The following is a 19,040-nucleotide window of genomic DNA, read 5'->3' as shown; positions in this document are numbered from 1 at the left end:
TGCGTTGTTTCCGCAAACGGGGGAAACACGCTTCACCATGACGAACTTTCTTGTCCTTTCTGTGCATGACTTCCGTTCCCGCCGCAAGGCCAGCGTGCATTTCATCGCCACCGAACTGGCAAAACGCGGTCAGGTGAGATTCTATTCCACCGGTCTCAGTCGTCTTTCCGAACATCGCGGCGACACACGAACGGATCTCGCATCACGCGCCAATCGCGTCGAAATCGACAATGGCGTTGAGTGCTATCTCCAGCGCGGTTTATGGCATCCGTTCAGAATCATGAAGCCCGGTATGGGGCCAGTAGAAGCGACAATGTTCCGTTTCTACCGCTGGCGCATGCCCTCCATCCTGAAGCAATGGATACAGCAGGCGGACGTAGTCTTCATCGAATCCGGCATGGCGGCGGTCTACATTTCTGACGTGAAACGCCTGAATCCGAAAGCCCGGATTATCTATCTCGCTTCCGATGACCTTTCCGTAGTCGGAGCAGCTCAAACGATCCAGAAAGAGTTTGCCCGTAATTTTGACAAGATAGACCTCGTTCGCCTGCCCTCACGGCTTCTGCTTGAGGGAATGCCTCACAGCCGGAATGCAATCTTCGCCCCACAGGGTGTGGATCGGGATCTGATGGAGCGCAACCGTCCCTCTCCATTCAAGGGGCGTCTGGCCTGCGTCTCCGTCGGCTCCATGCTGTTCGACGCCAGTTTCTTCAATCTCGCGGCACCGGAATTCCCCGATCTGGATTTCCATATCATCGGAGCAGGACGGGCAGCCGAAGCACTCGACAAACGCCCTAATATTATCGTCCACGACGAAATGCCGTTTGAAGAAACACTGGGCTATGTCCAGAACTGCGCATTCGGAGTGGCGCCGTACAAAGACGCCAACACACCCCGCTATCTGTTCGATACATCCCTTAAACTGAAGCAGTTCGCCTTTTTTGGAAAACCGGCAGTCTGTCCCGAATTCGCCGCCGGGAAAGACCGGAGCCGGTTTGGCTACGTGCCCGGCAACAAAACGTCGATCCTTACCGCCATTCGGGGCGCTCTCACCTGCACCGACCCGATCACGCTGGATATTCCGACATGGGGCGAAGTCGTAGATCGACTGCTGGCTCCCGAACGCTTCCCCGAACATCGCATTGTGAATGCGACCAATGGTCAGACAGTCGCCATTTACCGTACTGAAATCCTGCCGCTTTCAGAAACCTTCGTGCGAGATCAGGCTCTCTGGCTTAATCGCTGGAAACCGGTGCTGATTGGTGAACGTGAAGTCAACAAGCTTCCTCTGGAAGGGCTGGAGGTACGATCCGTCTACAAAGGTGCCGCGACATTTCTGCAAAAAGCATGTGGCGCGATTGCCCGTCGACTTGATCTCCCTTCTCCCGGGATCATACGGATCGCCCGACAGGTGAATCCCAGCCTCATCCATGCCCATTTCGGCTTTGACGGCGTCGAGGCATGGCCGATTGCTCGCCGTCTCGGTGTTCCACTGGTGGTCACCCTGCATGGATCGGACATCACCACGAATATGAACTGGTTTGCTTCCGGACTGGGTGGGTATCGCTGGAAGGATTATCCTCGCAAACTGGCAAAGCTCGTAAAGCACCCGAATGTCAGTTTTATCGCCGTATCCGGACCAATCCGCGAGGCGGCCATTCGCATCGGCGTACCCGCCAACCGTATTTCTGTCTGTCATATCGGCATCAATATCGAGCGTTTTCAGCCTTCAGACCCACCGGCGGGCAAACGCGAGCCCATCATTCTGTTTGTCGGCCGCCTCGTAGAGAAAAAGGGGGCTTCCATCCTTCTGGAAGCTTTCCGTCAGGTCCGACATGCAGTGCCGGACGCACGGTTGATTATTGCCGGAGATGGACCGCTGAGGACCGCTCTGGAACAACAGGCCGCTTCGATCGACGCCGTGACTTTCACGGGTGCTGTCAGCCGTGAGACCATTCATTCCCTTATGAAAACAACGCGTGTTTTCTGTCTGCCCAGCATCACGGCATCAAACGGTGACGCAGAAGGGCTTGGACTTGTCCTTCTGGAAGCGCAGGCCAGCGGTGTCCCGGTTGTCACGTCCGCCAATGGGGGGGCTACAGAGGGCATGATTGACGCCGAAACCGGCTTTGCTTTTCAGGAGAAAGACACTGAAGCCCTCGCCCGTCATCTGATTACAATCCTGACCGATGACTCACTGGCGACCCGGTTTGGAAAAAATGCTCGCGCTTATGTTGAAGAAAAGCACGATATCAGAATCTGCACGGCACGTCTTGAAGCCGCATATGACTGGGCCTGCGCACAATGACCATTACGTTCTCTATTATCATTCCTGCCTACAATGCTAAAACCTTTCTGGACCGGGCTATTCGCTCGGCCCAGATTCAGACGGTGTCGCCAAAGGAAATTCTGGTCATCGACGACTGCTCTACCGACGGCACTTACGACAAAGTTGCAAATCTGGCGGAAAAAGATCCTCGCATACGGTTGCTGAAAACCTCTAAAAACGGAGGCCCTTCAGCAGCCAGAAATCTTGGCTTTGAAAATGCAACCGGTGACTGGATTGCTGTTCTCGATGCAGACGATGCTTTTGCTCCGAACCGTCTGGAGCAGTTTGCCGCAACAATAGATCGTTCATCGGCTGATATTCTTGCCGACGACCTGCTGTATTATGATTCTGGGGCAGCCTGCGTAACTGAGCCAGCTAGAGCGACACAAGGCTTCAATGAAAAATCTATCACGCTGGAAGATTTCCTGAGCCATAATGTGGTGGATGGAAAATCCATGGACTGGGGACTACTAAAACCTGCTTTTCGACGCGCATTTATTGAAAAAACAGGACTACGCTACCGTACCGACATTCGTCATGGAGAGGATTTTTCTTTTATCATCAGTCTTTTTTTAAAAGGTTGTCGATTTATTCTGATTGACCAACCGCTTTATCTTTACACACAGCGCTCCGGTACGATCAGCAAGAAACTGTCTGACCTGACGCGTACCAGCATAGCTTACGACGCACTCGCCAGTTCCGCTCTCGCTCTCACACATCAGGCCGGAATTGTAGGGCATCCTGAACTGGCTAGCTTACTCAAAAAACGTGCTAGTGGTCTGATGCGACTTGATGACGCCTATTTTTTTTCTATCGCTATCCGCAAAGGGGATATCAAAGGGTTAGTCAGCCGTTCAGTAAAACGGCCGGTATTTATGCTACACGCGCTCCACTCTATTCGACTCGCTCTTCAAAAAAGGATTACACGTCATCTCAAGAGGTAGATTATTTTTCAGAAAAGACTGAAGGACTTAAAAGATTTTGTTTTGATTGTTTGTATGCACCTAATCTATTACAAATCAAGAAATACGGTAAACGCACGAGGTCGCCGGATTTTTGACGTTAATGAATACCTCTTTTATCTGGGCGGATTAACCGACCTAAAGTTGAACTACTCATCTAGATGGTCGAAGGCAAACGAGTGACTGCAGAATCGATCTGGCGCACTATTGTCCACGCCATGCACCGCATCCTGTTTCTCGAAAGGATTAACACAGTGGTACGGCGTTCCAAACAAACACCACTCCACGCATATTGCAGTGCAAAGAAAAAAAGATCAAAGCCCAGTCAATCAGCATACCAGACGAGGATGAAATCAACCCATAGCATGGCGATCAATCAGTTGTTCAATCGCTCCGCCAACAATAACAATCCTCTCAGATATCCCTCATGATCAAGAAAATTGATACCGTTGTCATCTCAGAAACTATCAGTCATAAAACAGAAAGCTCTCCTTCTGAGTCAACACAAAAAGTGAGCGCCTCACTGCTAGCGCATTCGCAACACGACAGGTGCATTTAATGAACTCCTCTAAAAGCACTATGAATTTCATCTATAATGCTCTTGGGTCTATTCTTCCCATAATAATTTCCTTGGCAACAGTCCCATTATATATTCATTTATTAGGTCTCTCACGCTACGGCATTGTAACCCTCAGTTGGGTTCTTCTGGGTTACTTTGGATTTCTTGATTTTGGCATGTCGCGCGCGTCCGCAAACGCGCTGGCCCGCCTGCCGGAAGAAGATATACGCAGTAGATCAAAAGTATTTATGACGACACTGTATTCCAACATGATGATGGGTACTGTCGGTGGTCTTGGCATGTATTTTCTCGGAGGATTTATTCTTCTCCATGTTGTTAAAATTGAACCTGATTTAATCCATGAAACGCAACAAGCCTACCCTTGGATGGCAGCAATGCTGCCTTTCGGAATGCTTGGAGGCGTGCTGATCGGAGCACTTGAGTCGCGCGAACGTTTTCTGGCCGCCAATATACTGGGGACAACCGGCAATATCATTAGTCAGATACTTCCTCTTGCTTGCGCGTGGTTAATTACGCCCTCTTTGACCATAGTTATTCCAGCCATTCTGCTTTCAAGAGTCATTTTCGTCATGAGCGGTTTTATTCTGGTCGCTCAGAAAGAGAAGGAACTACGAATTCAGGATTTCAGCATGGAATGGCTAAAGAAACTTTTTGGTTACGGATCCTGGGTCAGCATTTCCGCTTTTCTCAATCCAATTCTGGATTCTCTTAATCAGGTCGTTATCGGTGCGATGCTCAATGCCGCAGCCGTAGCAAAATACTCCGTCCCCATGACACTGGCGATTCGTTCTCAGGTGGCTGCAACTGCTCTCGCACGAACCCTTTTCCCACGCCTTTCCCGAGCCACTCATGAGGAAGCTGTCGATACAACGCAGAAGTCAGTTGGCGCTCTGGCCTATGGCTTCGCCGTTATCTGCGGACCGGCTATTCTTTTCTCCTTCACCTTTCTCCATTTCTGGATTGGAGAGAAATTCGCCGTTGAATCTGGCACCGTCGCCGAAATCCTGTTGTTTGGCGCATGGACCAATGGCGTAGCATTCATTCCCTACAATTTCCTGCAGGCCCAAGGTCGTCCTCATGTAACAGCCATTGTGGGTATGATTGAAATATTACCTTTTCTAATAACACTCTGGATTTCCATTCATTTTTTCGGGCTGCCGGGGGCGGCTATGGCATGGACACTACGCGTTACGATAAATGCTCTTGTTCTGCTCAATCTCAGCCACTGCATTACACGAAAAATGCTCCACCTGCTTCCCGTGGTCGCGATGATGAGCGGCTCTCTTCTGTTGGCCCTGCTCGTTCCCATGACGCCTCTGATGGCCACAACGGTCTCTATCGTGGCTTTTCTGGCTTTTCTTTTCGCTGCCTTGCAGCTTGATCCTGTCTTCAACGAGACGATGCGCAAAAAACTTGGCTTGTAAGGTCGGATATGAGCAGAAATATGAAAATCTCAGTCGCACTTGCTACATATAATGGTGCCCGGTATCTCCGTGAGCAACTTGACAGCATAGCCCTGCAGACAATGCAGCCTTCTGAACTGGTTGTCAGTGACGATGGGTCAACCGATGAGACGCTTCAGATAGTCCGTGAATTCGCACAAAGAGCGTCCTTTCCGGTACGAATTCTGGCTAAAGAAAAAAATCTCGGATTCTCAGATAATTTTCTGTTCTGCGCCTCCCATTGTGAAGGAGATCTGATTGCTTTTTGTGATCAGGATGATGTGTGGCTACCTGAAAAATTAAAAATTGCTCACGACAGAATTATAGAAGACGGAAGTCTCCTGACAATTCATAAACAAATTTTGGTCGACGAAAATTTACGCCCTTTAGGAGAATGGGATCAAGGAATTACTCATGATGAGGTCGTGCAGCCGCTTACCCTCGATCTGATTCGTGGAGCATGCGGAAATACACTTATGATCCGTTCGGAATTAATTCATGATGTTCCGTATCAAGACCGACCTCAGCAACCAGAAGAAAATCACAAGCCACTTGCCCATGATACATGGTTTTTTATACTTGCTGCGGCTTTAGGAACGGTGTCCAGAATTGACAAGTCATTAATTCTATATCGTCAGCACGGCAACAATGTCTACGGTGTCTCTGCTCGCACGTGGAAAGAAAAACTTGCGCATCGTATTCATATAAACATGACGCGCATTAAAGAACGCCGTGATTTTTATTTGTCTTTTACTAAAATATTTTCTAATCTTGCCGAAAAAGACAGCCCCCTAAAAAAACAAGCCGATTTAGCTGAAAAGGTTTATCTGAACAGAATGATACCACTTTCCATGATGATACGGATTTATGAAGCAAAAGGAATCCAGAATAGACTAGATGCTTTTAAACGATTACATTTTCCGAGGAAATATACAAAAAACATAGACCCTTCTCTTATTGTGAATGGTCATACTTGTGAAGAACTGATTTTGGATGATGGTCAAAAAATTTACCGTGAGATAACACCGGCCATGCAACAGGCAATGCGCCGTGGTTCTATGACCGCCATCATTAAGGATGCCATCTTCGGTGTGATATGCGGGTGAACTCGCGAACTAATCTGACAGACAATACACTCTTTGTACCCGCCTAGGGTATGCCTACACCATTCTACTGCGATAAAGTGAGTATCAAATATGATAATAAACTGGAGAAAAATCCGTTTCTGGAAGGACGCTTTTAAAAGTATCATTTATGGAATAACCACCAGATCGCCGTACCCACCAGAATTTAAAGGTTGGACTAATACACTTGATATCAACCCGCACTCTCAAAGCGATAGTAACATTCCAAAGATTGTCTGGTTCTACTGGGACCAGAAGGAGAAACCTGATTTGGTCCGAGCGACTATTGATCGGGTATGTCTACTGAACCCAGACCATGAAGTAAAAATTATTGACACAGAAAATGCGTCTGAATTTGTTGACGCATCTTTTCTTTCTCGAAATGATATCCCTCAGCAACATAAGAGCGATCTGATCAGACTGGAACTTCTGGCCAAATACGGCGGAATCTGGTCCGATGCTACTTGTATATACAATGAAAATTTTTCTTGGATTCAGCATATCAGTCAGGAAAAATCGCCTGATTTGATAGCTTACTATAGAAATAAAGACACTTTTAATAAAAATTTTCCTATTATAGAAAGCTGGTTTCTCGCCTGTCCACCAAATAATAATTTCATTACGGAGTGGAAAAATGAATTCAAGAAAGTAATAAATACGGGTACCCATGAATATTTCAATTCACTAAAGAAAATGCCGAATTTTAATGACATAAAACAAGGAATAACAAGAGGAGAATATCTTATTATCTATTTTGCAGCTCAAGTTGTTATGAGAAAAACAGAAAAACCCAGTTTCCATTTAAGAAGAGCTGAAGATTCAGCCTTTTTGTATCAGGATATGCTCAACTGGAATCGCGAGAAAATTGCAGCTTATCTTTGCCGCCTGCGTCAACCCAACGCAGTTCCTCCAGTTATCAAACTGACACACAGCAATAGATATTTATTACCTTTCTTTATTTCTCATGGACTTGTCAAAAAAAATAGCATTCTTAGTAATTTTCTGAAACTGAAAGTCTATTAACGGCCATATCTGTTTGCCCCCTATTTTTCAATAGTATATTATTTTCACTGGAATGCTACGACCACAGAGACGAACCGGCGGCACTCCGTTGCGTTGCCATTCCTTTGAACTGCCTGTGCTGCTTCCGATATAGGGCATCGTTTGACTATTCCACGACATCCATCGACAAATGGATAGGTCGGATCATGAACCAAATGAGCAAGGAAACGACGGCCAAGCGTTTTTCACGGTCGAAACGCATGACCTTTGTTTTATGTTAGCACCTCATAGACTTCGTTGCCACTTACAATCATGCCGCCCCCTACAAACGCCTCAACTGCTTCAGACTCGCCCAGGTTCCGCCATGCAGGGCGAACACATCATGCAGTGTGATGGCCAGGAAACCACCAGCTCTCACCAGTTCACGCGCCAGAGGTTCATCCAGTCCAATAATCTTTCCTGGTTCCGAGCCTTCAGCGCAAAGACGGATCAGAATCAGCGCCGTCGCATGGACTTCCAGAGCGCGCCGCAGGATATCCGCCGCCTCCCGCACCGTCTCCCTGCCCTGACCGGATGTTCCGGAAACCGCCTCATCCGCCAGAAGACGGTTTTTGTTATCGAGAAAAAGCACGCGTAATTGCCCCGGCACAGCCCCTTCCAGAGCTGTATCGAAATATCCGAGCAGAGCTTCCCAGTTTCCCAGATGAGGGCGTTCCTTTGCCTCTGCTCCCCCGAGGCGCTGCGCTGCCAGTGAAGAAAGTCTGAGAGCCGCAATACTGTCACTGTTCATCCCGGCCTTTTTCAAGGAGACGACCGGGGCAGACAGAACGCCCGCAAAGGAACCAAACTGATTGATCAACGCTTTCGCCAGCGGCTTCGTATCGCCCCGCGGGATGCCACAGAACAGCAGCATCTCCAACAGTTCGTAATCCGCCAGCACAGATGCTCCGCGCGCAATCACACGCTCCCGCATTCTCCTGCGATGACCATAGGGTCCCGTGCTTGCAAACGGGAGAGCTTCATCTGTATGAGAATTGGGAGCAGAGCCGGGCATGAACAGATTCTGTCACTGAACAGGATAAATGCCAAGACAGCTCATTCCCTGCCGTCTTCTCGTCAAACCTGAAGCGCACGCACAGAAATGCGCTTCAGTGGACTGCAGTCGCCTTCTCGCCGCTCTTCATTCTGGAAAGCAGGAAACAGAACGGAACAACGCAGAAAGCGGCTATTCCGAAAATCATGAAGGCCTCATTGTAAGCCAGCATGGCAACCTGCTGACTAAAATCTGCAAACAGATGATGCGTAGCGAACGCATTTGCCTGTGGCTGATGGTTATGATCAAGAGCAACCTGCCGTCCACGCGCCAGATAGTCATTGTAAGGCTGATGAAATGGCGTCATCCAGTGAACCATATCGGACTGATGAGCCTGCCGACGCTCGATGATCAGAGATGTCGCACCGGAAATACTCAGAGAACCCAGAAAATTCCGCACCATCGAAAACAGCGCCGAAGCGTCTGCATTCATGGAACGCGGCAGTGTTGCATAGGCGATCGTGGAAAGTGGGACGAACAGAAAGGCCAGACAGGCCGTCTGGCTCATACGGAACATTACCAGATGCCTGAAATCAAGAGTAGGCACGAGATGCGCTGACCAGAACAACGCGCACCCCATCAGCGTAAAACCAAGTGCGATCACCGAACGTATCGGCATGAACGTCATCAGTTTGCCGACGATGGGAATCAGGACGATAACGGCAATGCCCCCCGGTGACAGCACAAGCCCCGACAGGGTCGCCGTGTATCCCATAACCTGCTGCGCAAACTGAGGCACAATGATCGCGGACGAATAGAGCAGTGCGCCCATGGCCCCCATCAGGAACGTCGCAACCGCAAAGTTGCGGTCCTTGAAGACACGCAGGTCCACAGCCGGGCGTTTTGTCGTCAGCAGCCAGATCACGGCGCCAATGATACCGATGGCGGCCAGCACACCCATGATGCAGATGAATGTCGAGCCGAACCAGTCGTCATCCTCACCACGATCGACCATGACTTCAAGGCAACCGAAACCGAGGGTGATCAGGCCGATGCCAATCACATCGAACGGTTCACGACGCTTCTTCGCCCAAGGCGGATCCTCCACCAGAAATCCGACGGCGATGGTGGTGAGGATGCCGAACGGCACGTTGATGAAGAAAATCCAGCGCCATGAAAAATTGTCAGTAATCCATCCCCCCAGCGTCGGACCGAGCACAGGCCCCACAACAGCGGCGATGGCCGTCAGCCCAAAGGCGGCGGCCCGTTTCTCCGGCGGAAAAACGTCAAGAATGATCGACTGCTGGTTGGGCTGAAGACCTCCGCCGAAAAATCCCTGCAACAGACGGAAGAGAATCAGTTCGCCAAGACTGGTGGAAATACCGCACAGAAAGGATGTCACGGTGAACATCCCGATGCACACCATGAAATAGAGTTTCCGGCCGAACAGTTTTCCAAGCCAGCCGGAAATGGTCAGCACGATACCATTCGCCACAAGATAGGACGTGAGCGTCCAGGTGGCGTCGTCATACGTACTGGAAAGACTGCCGGCGATATGCGGCAGGGACACGTTCACAATGGTCGTGTCGAGAATTTCCATGAACGCCGCCATGGTCACCACAAAAGCGACGAGCCACGGATTATATTTGGGCTTCCAGTTCTCGTCCTTTTTCTCGACGTCGCTGGAGGCCACGCTCATGGGTTGCCCTGCTCCAGCTCTTCGTGACCGGGATCACGGTTCACAATATGCCCGTCAGAACTGCGAGCCGGAGCGCTGTCCGTATGCACGACCGGCACGACAGAGAGACCAAGCGCCAGCGGGATATCCGGATTCAGTCCGCTATCGATACGGATCTTCACAGGAACACGCTGCACGATCTTCACATAGTTGCCAGTCGCGTTTTCAGGCGGGAAAGCACTGAAGGTCGCGCCCGTTCCCTTCTGCAGCGAGTCGATGTGACCATGCAGATCATGAGCAGGATAGGCATCGACAGAGAGATCGACCAACTGTCCCGGCCGCATGTTGGTGATCTGCGTTTCCTTGTAATTCGCGATCACCCAGACTTCAGGCTCCACGATCGAGAAAAGGCTCTGTCCGGCCGTTACGTAATTGCCGCGCTCGATATTACGCTGCGAAATCCAGCCGTCATGCGGCGCACGAATTTCCGTCCAGCCCAGATTCAGTTCGGCCTTGACCAGCGCCGCTTTCGCACTGGCCAGATCAGCCGTATCGCCCTCGATGGCCGCCCGCACATTGCCAATATTCGGCTGGACCGGAGTCGCTATCATCACCTGAGCCTGCGCCTGCTGCACATGCGCTCGGGCCTGATCAAGCGCCGCCTTGGAATAATCAATATCCTGCTGCGTCGTCGCGGCATGTTCCACCGAATGCTGACGCCGGTAATCGGTCAACGCCTTGAATTCATCCGCTTTTGCCGCAGCAAGCTCGGCCTGCGCCGCCGTCAGTCGTCCGGGGAAGTTTTTCTCCGCCACAGCCAGCATCATCTCGTGAGCGCTCATGCTGGCCTGACTCTGCTGAACACTGGCGACAGCACGGTCGCGCTCGGCCTGCCAGTCGCGGTTGTCAATGCGGGCAAGCAACTGTCCAGCGTGTACGAACTGGTTATCGTCCACCAGAAGCTCAGTCACATAACCGGAGACATGCGGCGCAATGGTAATGGAACGCCCTGCCGTAAAGGCGTCATCCGTCTCGACTTCGAAGCGGTGCAGGAACCAGTACACAGCGGCTCCCACAATGACCAGCAGGAGCACGAGAATAAGAATGACGCGGATAAGCGGACTCCGCTTTTTCTCCGGCTTCGTCTTTACGTCCTGCGTGCTGTCCTGTGTCTGCTGTCCGTCGGCCATGCCGTCTCCGTCCGCCTGATACCGCGCTTTTCAATGATCAGCGCTCTCTGAATGAAATTACACTGACCGATCGGTTCGGTCAGTTTCATGGCACGCCAGCGCCGCCCCATCAAGTCGGGAGCATGCCAACACCCCTCCGGATGCTTCCGAAATTAATGAAACAGCGCTGCCAGCTCCGCCCTTCGCGGTCTTATAGACCGGGGTCACCCGGCAGTGTTTCCCAGCCCAGACCAATGATCGCCGCACGACGTCGGCCCGCGCCATCCAGTCGAAGCACGATGACATTCTGCTCTTCCAGCCATCCCAGAATACGTCGCGCCCGCCCTGTCGAATGCGTGCCATAGACCTTGGCGATGGTTGTATCGGAAGGGCAGACCGCCTGTTCCAGCGCAGCGCGCGCCAGATAGAGAAACACCCCCTGCATGTCTTCGGGCAGCGTTGATGCGACAGCTTCCGCTTCCTGCCACTCGGCGGACTCGGCGGCTTCGATACTGATTCCGCTCCGGGCGGACGCGAGCGCGCGCCGGAAACTTTTCATATCCATCGCGTCGCGTCCGAATCCGGCGATACGACACCGAACCAGAAAATCCTGATAGAGCGAGGCCGGTGGACGGAACCCACCGTCATCTTCCGCCAGCACATCCCGCAGCACCGCTTCCATCTGCTGGCGACGCTCACGGGGATCGACAGAATCCTCTTCCTCAGATGTGTCTGTTTCGGCTAGGGACGCGCCGTGCGTGGCTAGCTGCGTCAACAGATCAGGCGGCGGTGGTGCGACAGGGCGCTTTGCACGCTGCATCACCTCGGCTTCCGGTAACGGCGCGAGAATCAGATCCGCAACCTGCTCGGTCGGCGGCCTGAACGGCTCCAGCACGGGTCCGGCAGAGCGACTTTCCGTTTCAACCTTCCCGATCCGGATCGTGACAGGACGACGACACAAAGCCGGACCAAGCGCCACGAACGTGCCACGCTGAAGATCACGGAAGGCTTCCGCCTGTCGCCGCTCCATCCCGAGCAGATCGGCGGCGCGCGCCATGTCGATGTCGAGAAAAGTACGCCCCATCAGAAAGTTGGATGCTTCGGCCGCAACATTCTTGGCGAGCTTGGCCAGACGTTGCGTGGCGATCACTCCAGCCAGTCCGCGTTTACGTCCACGGCACATCAGATTGGTCATGGCCCCCAGCGAGGCCCGTCTTGCTTCGTCCGAGACCTCGCCCGCAGCCGCCGGTGCGAAAAGCTGGGCCTCATCCACCACAACCAGCACCGGATACCAGTGCGACCGGGGCACATCGAACATGCCGCCCAGGAAGGCCGCCGCCCGCTTCATCTGAAGATCAGCGTCCAGCCCTTCCAGATTGAGCACCACGGAAGCCCGATGCACCCGCATCCGCTCTCCCGCGGCCTGCAACGCCATTTCCGTATGTTCCGCCGCATCGATCACGAGATGACTGTACGCCTCGGCGAGACTGACGAAATCGCCTTCCGGATCGATGATCGCCTGCTGCACGAGATTGCCTGTCTGCTCCAGCAGACGCCGCAGCAGATGTGATTTTCCAGAGCCCGAATTGCCCTGCACAAGCAGGCGGGTTGCTAGCAGTTCGGCGAGATTCATCATTGCCGGGCCGCCGCCGACAATCTCGCCCAATTCGATGGTGCTGGTCATGGCGCCCCGATACAGTCCCGACTCCTGTTCAGGCAACCGTTTCCCGCTCGGCAAGCCACGCCAGAACGCCCTGCCCCGCCGCCCGTCCGGTCGCCATGACCGCCTGCAACAGGTAGCCCCCCGTGGGCGCTTCCCAGTCGAGCATTTCGCCGCAGGCGAAAACACCCGGCAGCGCTTTCAGCATGAACCGTTGGTCCACACCGTCCTGACAGATGCCTCCGGCAGAGGATATGGCCCGCTCCAGAGGCTCAGTTGCCGTCAGCTTTATCGAGATAGCCTTCAGGCGCTGCGCCAGTCGTTCAGGGTCAGTCGGGATTTCTCCGGTTTCACGGAGAAGGCCCACTGCGATAGAGGGCAGTTGCAAGGCTTTGCGCAAGCGGTTGGAGAGACTTTCGCGTGCACGGGAGCGTTTCAGCCTCTCCGTCATCTGCGCCACATCGAAATCAGGCCGCAGGTCGAGCAGGACTTCAGCCTTCCCGTCACGTTCCAGAGCATCGCGCAGGCGAGCCGACAAGGTATAGACCGCGCCGCCTTCAAGCCCTCTCTGCGTGATCACAGCTTCTCCCCGGCATGTTTCACCGGCGAAAGACAGGGCTATCCGTTTCAGCGGAACACCGGAGAATCTTTCCTTGAATCCTTCAGACCATTCAACATGAAAGCCGCAGTTAGCCGGACGCAGAGCTGCGACAGGAACACCCGCAGCTGACAGAAGCGATGTCCACCCTCCGTCAGAACCCAAGCGCGCCCAACTTCCACCGCCTAAAGCCAGAACAGTAGCGTCAGGCGTGAGGATTTCCTCACCGCCGTTCCGGGACATCAGCACGACATTGCCGCTATCGTTCCAGCCCTGCCACCGCATTCCGGCGCGAAAACGCACTCCACGGTCAGAAAGTCGCTTCAGCCAGGCCCGCAGCAGCGGCGAGGCTTTCATCGTTTTTGGGAACACACGGCCAGAGCTTCCTGTGAAGCAGGGCTGCCCCAACTCCTCCGCCCACGCTTTCATCATGGAGGGAGAGAAGGCAGACAAGGCGGGCGTCAGCCACTCCTCAGCCGCACCATACCGTTTCAAAAAAGCAGTTTCGTGTTCCGCATTCGTCAGGTTGAGGCCGCTTCGACCAGCCATCAGCAATTTTCGACCAAAACTTGGCATATGGTCCACGACAGTCACTTCACAGCGGCCATCCGTCAGGGTTTCAGCAGCCGCCAGTCCGGCTGGACCACCGCCGATCACCAGCACATACGGCCTGCTTTTCTCTGTCATGGTGATGGGCTCCCCTGCTCGTCCGTCTTTTGGGGCTTCCTCCTATCCGCAAATCATCGGACAAGGATAGAGGCAGAGCTCTCAGCCCAATGTGTGCTACTGGGAACGCTTACGTCACCGGTGTGCGCTGTGTCCCGGCTGGCTGCTTCAGACGCCACACATAAGCAATGATGGCCGCGACTGCCTGAAAATACTCATATGGAATTTCAGTATCTTCCGGAAGTTTATACAAGGAACGGGCCAGAGGCGGATTTGAAACAACCGGCACTTTCGCCTCGTAGGCAAACTCCCTGATCCGTCCAGCCAGTTCGTCAGCGCCCTTTGCCACGATCTTTGGAGCGCCACTCGTGCCGACTTCATAGGACAGGGCGACGGCGTAATGGGTCGGGTTCGTGACAACCACTGTCGCTGACTGCACCGCTTTCCTGATCAGCTTCCGGTTGCGCTGCATACGCAACTGTTTCTGACGTCCTTTGACATGAGGATCACCTTCCGAATCCTTCATCTCATCCTTGATGTCCTGACGGCTCATCTTCAGATCCTGAAGTCTTTTGTACCGTGTCCATCCTTCATCAAGAACGATGATCGCCACCTGAACAACAAGAACAGAAATAAGGACTCTGAGCGTGATCTTGCTTATCTGAGCCGAAAAAGTTTCAGCGGACCAGAACATTGTTCTGGGAGCAAGAACAAGAACATCCTTCACCACGCCGTAGAGAATAAGAGAAAAGACAACAACTTTCAGAATGGATTTCAAGGCTTCGATAAGACTTGTAACGCCGAACATCTTCTTGATCCCCTTGAGGGGATTCAATCTTGTAATATCGGGTATCAGAGCTTCCGGACGAAACAGAAAACCTGACTGCATCGCGGCTGTTGCAATTCCACCCGCCACAGCCGCAACGATGACCGGGAAGGCCAGAATCATCAGCATCTTGCAGCTCATTTCCAGAAGAAATGCCACAGTCGCAGGATTGAGATGGATTTTATCGACATGATCACAGAGACCAGCCATCTGAGAGATAAAACTTCTCGCACTGACAGGGACGATCATGACCAGAGCAATGGTTGCCAACCCCAGACCAGAGAAAATATGCAACTCTCTCGACTGGGCAATATTACCCTGTTCGCGTGCCTTCTCTAGTCTTCGGCCTGTTGGGGCTTCTGTATTATCACCACTACCGGATTCTGCCATTTACATTAAATCCGACATGAAAAAATTTCAGTATTCAATGGAAAAGTCCGTATCCAGGCAACTGGACCAGACCGGCAGATGCTGCATGTGTCCAGACAGACAACATACCCTTGAGCAGCAAGGCCAACAGAAATATGCCTCCCAGCAGCTGCGCAGGCATTGCAAGGTTGTAAACCTGCAAACCGGGTGAAAAACGGCTCAGAAGACCCAGCATGATGGGCCAGATTGTGCCGATCAGAACAACGGGCATTGCCAGCTGAAACGCCAGAAAAAAGGAATATTCCGTTGCTTTCGCCACGGATTTTGCGGCATCGCCAAGAAATGGAAAATGTCCGGGCGGAAAGATCTGGTAGCTCCCCACAAGTGCATTCAATGGAAAAACATAGAGACTGGAAGAAAAAACAATCAGCGTGATCGACAACTGGGCCAGATGACTGAGAGGCGTGCTTTGCGCGCCCAGTTCCGGATCTGGCTGCAATACGTTCGATATGCCAATGAATGTTGACATGATCTGAATGGAGATCGGAAAAGACAGCATCATCAGTTGAGCAAGCCATCCGATCAAGGCGCCGCTAAGGAAATCAGAACAAAGCAACGCCAGAAGACGGGCCGGCACCATGACGTCATCAGAGATGGCGGAAGCAAATTGCGGCTGCACAAGCGGAAACAGAAGGAGACTGACACCGATCGCCATTGCGGCTCTGACTGTTGTCGGTGTGGACTGAAACATGAAAGCCGGAAAAGCGACGAACATCGCTGCCACCCGTGCAAGAATGGCAATAAAAATCACGGCCTGCGTTGGCAGGGTCGCAATAAACTGATCAAGATCAGGGTTCAAGACGCCCCTGCAACAATCAGCTGATCAAAAACATGCCGGGTGTAGGTGACGAGGGTTCCATACATAAAAGGCCCCCCCACCAGCAATGCCGCCATTGACGCAAGAAATTTCGGCAGGAACGCCAGAGTCGACTCATTGATCTGCGTTACTGCCTGAAAAATGGATACCAGCAATCCTGCAGCCATGGAGGCCAACAAGGCGGGAGCACCAACTTTTACAGCGACAAAAAGTGTTTCTCGTAATACGGATGCTACATCGACTGAATTCATTTAATAATATCCAATTAAATATTTAAATCGTCATACGCATGATATCCTGATAGGACTGAATCACTTTATCACGCACAACAGAGGCTGTTTGCAGCACCATTTGAGCCTGAGACACTGAAGTGACAATATCGGTCAGATTACCATGCCCTGTCAGACCCGATGCGGCCTTCAATTCAGCTTCTTTATTGCTGGAAACCGCCCCTTCTATTGCCGTTTCCAGAACATCCCCAAAATTCTGTCCGCCTGATACACCGGATACAAGACCATCAGCATCGTCTGCTGGAAGCCCTGTTTCCAAGGATGACTGGGTTTTGGCATAGGCTGCGGCGGCAGTTGAGTTACTTGCAGTCGAAGATATTATCATTTCAGGAGATCTATTGTCCGAGTTACCATTGTGCGGGTTGTCTGAAAGGTATTCAGATTTGCTTCGTAAGATCTCTGGGCTTCATGCGAGTCAACAACCTCGACCATGGTGTTAACATTGGGCATTTTGACATAGCCCCTTGTATCCGCAGCGGGATTTGTCGGATCATAACGCATTTCGAAATCGGACATATCATGGCCGACTTTTTTTGTTTTTACCTTTGAGACCCCAGTATTTTTATCAAGAACATTTTCAAATGAAATAGTTTTTCTGCGATAAGGATCCGCACCCGGCGTGGAACCCACAGTGTCTTTGTTGGCGATATTCTCCGCCACTACACGCAATCTTTCCGACTGCGCCTCCATTCCTGCGGCGGAGATGGATAATGTTGAATTGATATCCATTATCCAATTTCTCCTTATTTACCCAGAACGGAGTTGAGCATGCTCCGATAACTTGAATAGACATTGGTCGCGAGCCTTTGCTGATCCGATGTCTCGGCAACAAGCTGCATCTGGGTCTCAAGAGAAACACGATTACCGTCCAGAGACTGCGTGCTGGACGCTTCGTTCGACTTCTGATTTATGTTTTTCCTGCCAGCAATATGACGTTCTGAAGTCGTGGTAAGCTCACCACCGAACTGCGACAGCATACTCTCAAAAGGCGCCATATCTTTTGCGACATATTCCGGTGTGTCCGCATTCGCGATATTGGACGCCAGAACCTGCTCACGATTATCCAGCCAGTCCAGACGTCTCTGAGCGAGACCAAAGAGATCCACCCCACCCGTAGCGGGACGTGAAGCATCAAACATGCACAAATTCCTGTATCATGTGAGTGGGACGTTACAGCATCAGAAACTCCCGCCGTTATCGATCAGAAAAACTGCAATATCGTTAATATCGCCTCCAAATGGACCATTCGTTTACACAGAAAGAAAATGATCTTCTGTAAAGGAATGATTCATCTTCAGGGCCCAAATCAGACACTTCCGGAACCTAGACGACGGACCGTTATCTGTATGGGATTCTACGATACACTCTCTGTGACGCTGGCTCTCATAGCCGTGCTCGCCATGATTCTGCTCAGTCGAAATGGCTGGAAAATTGCAGCGCGGTTTAGTGGGAACCGTCGCAGTGCGGGCACGCTTTCCGTGGAATCCTCACTGGTTCTGGACACCAGAAGACGGCTGAACGTGGTCACATGGGAAGGGCAGCGCTTTCTCCTCCTGACCGGTGGCCCCAATGACCTCGTTGTCAGCGGAACCTACCCGTTATCCAGCATGGAAGAGCACGAAACATGATGGGTACCCAACGCCTTCCCTATACCCGCAACACTATTCTTCTGACGTTTCTTTCTCTCGCCGGCGTTGCCCTACTGAGCGGTCTGCTTCTTGCTGTCTGGCCCAGCACAGCCCACGCCCAAGCCATCAGTCTTGATCTGGGCCAGAAAGCAGGACCCGGCACAACCGGACGTCTCGTTCAGCTTTCCGCCCTGATCACCGTCATCTCTCTGGCTCCCAGTCTTCTGGTGATGGTGACCGCCTTCACGCGAATCATCATTGTCCTGTCGCTGTTGCGGGGCGCGATAGGAGCACAGGGCACACCGCCAAACACGGTTTTGATCGGATTGGCTCTCTTTCTTACTTTTTTTGTCATGCAGCCCGTATTTGAACAGTCCTGGAACGACGGCATTTCACCTCTCGTCAACGGCACCATCAGTGAAATGGATGGTATCAAGGCGACGGCGGAGCCTTTCCGGACCTTCATGATTCACAACACCCGATCCACGGATCTGGCTACCTTTTCCGGTCTCGCCCACGTCGAGCCGCCAAAGACCGCTGCTGATACCCCATGGCGTATTCTGATGCCTGCCTTCATGGTTGGAGAACTGCGCAGAGGCTTCGAAATGGGGTTTTTGCTCTATCTGCCATTTCTCGTGATTGATCTGGTCGTCTCAACCGTTCTCATGAGTCTGGGCATGATGATGCTGCCCCCCACGACGATTTCACTTCCGTTCAAACTCATCTTCTTCGTAATGGTCGACGGCTGGCAATTAACGGCAGGCAGTCTGGTAAGAAGTTTTGGTGGGTAATGAGTTAGCCGGATTT

At 52.1% G+C, this 19,040-nt stretch carries 18 protein-coding genes; 7 read left to right on the top strand and 11 right to left on the bottom strand.

Annotation, left to right across the window (positions count from 1 at the left end):
* The first annotated feature begins 37 nt into the window (after positions 1–37).
* The 5 genes from GVI59_RS09890 (at position 38) to GVI59_RS09870 (ending at position 7,460) form a co-directional block, all read left to right on the top strand.
* Positions 38–2,308 carry a GumK N-terminal domain-containing glycosyltransferase gene (locus GVI59_RS09890; protein WP_173574109.1) on the top strand — a complete coding sequence of 757 codons (2,271 nt, stop codon included), beginning with the start codon at positions 38–40 and terminating at the stop codon, positions 2,306–2,308.
* Positions 2,305–3,273, top strand: coding sequence for a glycosyltransferase family 2 protein (locus tag GVI59_RS09885; RefSeq protein ID WP_173574108.1), 969 nt, complete (start codon positions 2,305–2,307; stop codon positions 3,271–3,273). Before GVI59_RS09890 ends, GVI59_RS09885 begins: the two co-directional genes overlap by 4 nt.
* 576 nt (positions 3,274–3,849) lie before the next feature.
* Positions 3,850–5,295, top strand: coding sequence for a flippase (locus GVI59_RS09880; RefSeq protein WP_173574107.1), 1,446 nt, complete (start codon positions 3,850–3,852; stop codon positions 5,293–5,295).
* 20 nt (positions 5,296–5,315) lie between these two features.
* A complete protein-coding gene (locus GVI59_RS09875; RefSeq protein ID WP_173574106.1) occupies positions 5,316–6,419 on the top strand; it encodes a glycosyltransferase family 2 protein in 1,104 nt (367 codons plus the stop codon).
* A 90-nt stretch (positions 6,420–6,509) separates the two neighbouring features.
* Positions 6,510–7,460: a glycosyltransferase family 32 protein gene (locus GVI59_RS09870; protein WP_173574105.1), complete on the top strand. Its 951-nt coding sequence runs from the start codon at positions 6,510–6,512 to the stop codon at positions 7,458–7,460.
* Between the two features lie 301 nt (positions 7,461–7,761).
* Here GVI59_RS09870 and GVI59_RS09865 read toward each other — a convergent pair whose 3' ends face one another.
* From GVI59_RS09865 to GVI59_RS09815, 11 genes are all read right to left on the bottom strand, one after another.
* Positions 7,762–8,493: a JAB domain-containing protein gene (locus GVI59_RS09865; RefSeq protein WP_173574104.1), complete on the bottom strand. Its 732-nt coding sequence runs from the start codon at positions 8,491–8,493 to the stop codon at positions 7,762–7,764.
* A 94-nt stretch (positions 8,494–8,587) separates the two neighbouring features.
* On the bottom strand, positions 8,588–10,171 hold the full coding sequence (locus GVI59_RS09860) for a DHA2 family efflux MFS transporter permease subunit (protein ID WP_173574103.1): 1,584 nt from the start codon (positions 10,169–10,171) through the stop codon (positions 8,588–8,590).
* Positions 10,168–11,340 carry an HlyD family secretion protein gene (locus tag GVI59_RS09855; RefSeq protein WP_173574102.1) on the bottom strand — a complete coding sequence of 391 codons (1,173 nt, stop codon included), beginning with the start codon at positions 11,338–11,340 and terminating at the stop codon, positions 10,168–10,170. The genes GVI59_RS09860 and GVI59_RS09855 overlap by 4 nt, the downstream gene beginning before the upstream one ends.
* A gap of 190 nt (positions 11,341–11,530) precedes the next feature.
* The gene (locus GVI59_RS09850; RefSeq protein ID WP_173574101.1) at positions 11,531–13,003 is read right to left on the bottom strand and encodes an ATP-binding protein; all 1,473 of its coding nucleotides are present in this window, start codon (positions 13,001–13,003) and stop codon (positions 11,531–11,533) included.
* Between the two features lie 28 nt (positions 13,004–13,031).
* The gene (locus GVI59_RS09845) at positions 13,032–14,264 is read right to left on the bottom strand and encodes a TIGR03862 family flavoprotein (RefSeq protein ID WP_173574100.1); all 1,233 of its coding nucleotides are present in this window, start codon (positions 14,262–14,264) and stop codon (positions 13,032–13,034) included.
* Between the two features lie 109 nt (positions 14,265–14,373).
* Entirely contained in the window at positions 14,374–15,459 is a 1,086-nt protein-coding gene (locus tag GVI59_RS09840) for an EscU/YscU/HrcU family type III secretion system export apparatus switch protein (RefSeq protein ID WP_173574099.1), read from the bottom strand.
* Positions 15,460–15,493: 34 nt separating this feature from the next.
* Positions 15,494–16,297 carry a flagellar biosynthetic protein FliR gene (locus GVI59_RS09835; RefSeq protein WP_173574098.1) on the bottom strand — a complete coding sequence of 268 codons (804 nt, stop codon included), beginning with the start codon at positions 16,295–16,297 and terminating at the stop codon, positions 15,494–15,496.
* Entirely contained in the window at positions 16,294–16,566 is a 273-nt protein-coding gene (locus GVI59_RS09830) for a flagellar biosynthetic protein FliQ (RefSeq protein ID WP_010668844.1), read from the bottom strand. Before GVI59_RS09830 ends, GVI59_RS09835 begins: the two co-directional genes overlap by 4 nt.
* A gap of 22 nt (positions 16,567–16,588) precedes the next feature.
* A complete protein-coding gene (locus GVI59_RS09825; protein WP_173574097.1) occupies positions 16,589–16,930 on the bottom strand; it encodes a flagellar hook-basal body complex protein FliE in 342 nt (113 codons plus the stop codon).
* A complete protein-coding gene (flgC, locus tag GVI59_RS09820; RefSeq protein ID WP_173574096.1) occupies positions 16,927–17,334 on the bottom strand; it encodes a flagellar basal body rod protein FlgC in 408 nt (135 codons plus the stop codon). Before flgC ends, GVI59_RS09825 begins: the two co-directional genes overlap by 4 nt.
* A 14-nt stretch (positions 17,335–17,348) precedes the next feature.
* Entirely contained in the window at positions 17,349–17,744 is a 396-nt protein-coding gene (locus GVI59_RS09815; RefSeq protein ID WP_173574095.1) for a flagellar basal body rod protein FlgB, read from the bottom strand.
* A 207-nt stretch (positions 17,745–17,951) separates the two neighbouring features.
* Between GVI59_RS09815 and GVI59_RS09810 the strand changes: the two genes are divergently transcribed.
* The gene (locus tag GVI59_RS09810) at positions 17,952–18,233 is read left to right on the top strand and encodes a flagellar biosynthetic protein FliO (protein ID WP_232878011.1); all 282 of its coding nucleotides are present in this window, start codon (positions 17,952–17,954) and stop codon (positions 18,231–18,233) included.
* Positions 18,230–19,024: a flagellar type III secretion system pore protein FliP gene (gene fliP, locus GVI59_RS09805; RefSeq protein WP_242013044.1), complete on the top strand. Its 795-nt coding sequence runs from the start codon at positions 18,230–18,232 to the stop codon at positions 19,022–19,024. Before GVI59_RS09810 ends, fliP begins: the two co-directional genes overlap by 4 nt.
* Positions 19,025–19,040: the final 16 nt, after the last annotated feature.

The organism is Acetobacter sicerae, assembly GCF_011516765.1.
Lineage (GTDB): Bacteria > Pseudomonadota > Alphaproteobacteria > Acetobacterales > Acetobacteraceae > Acetobacter > Acetobacter sicerae.
This window is presented reverse-complemented; position numbering and strand designations above follow the sequence as displayed.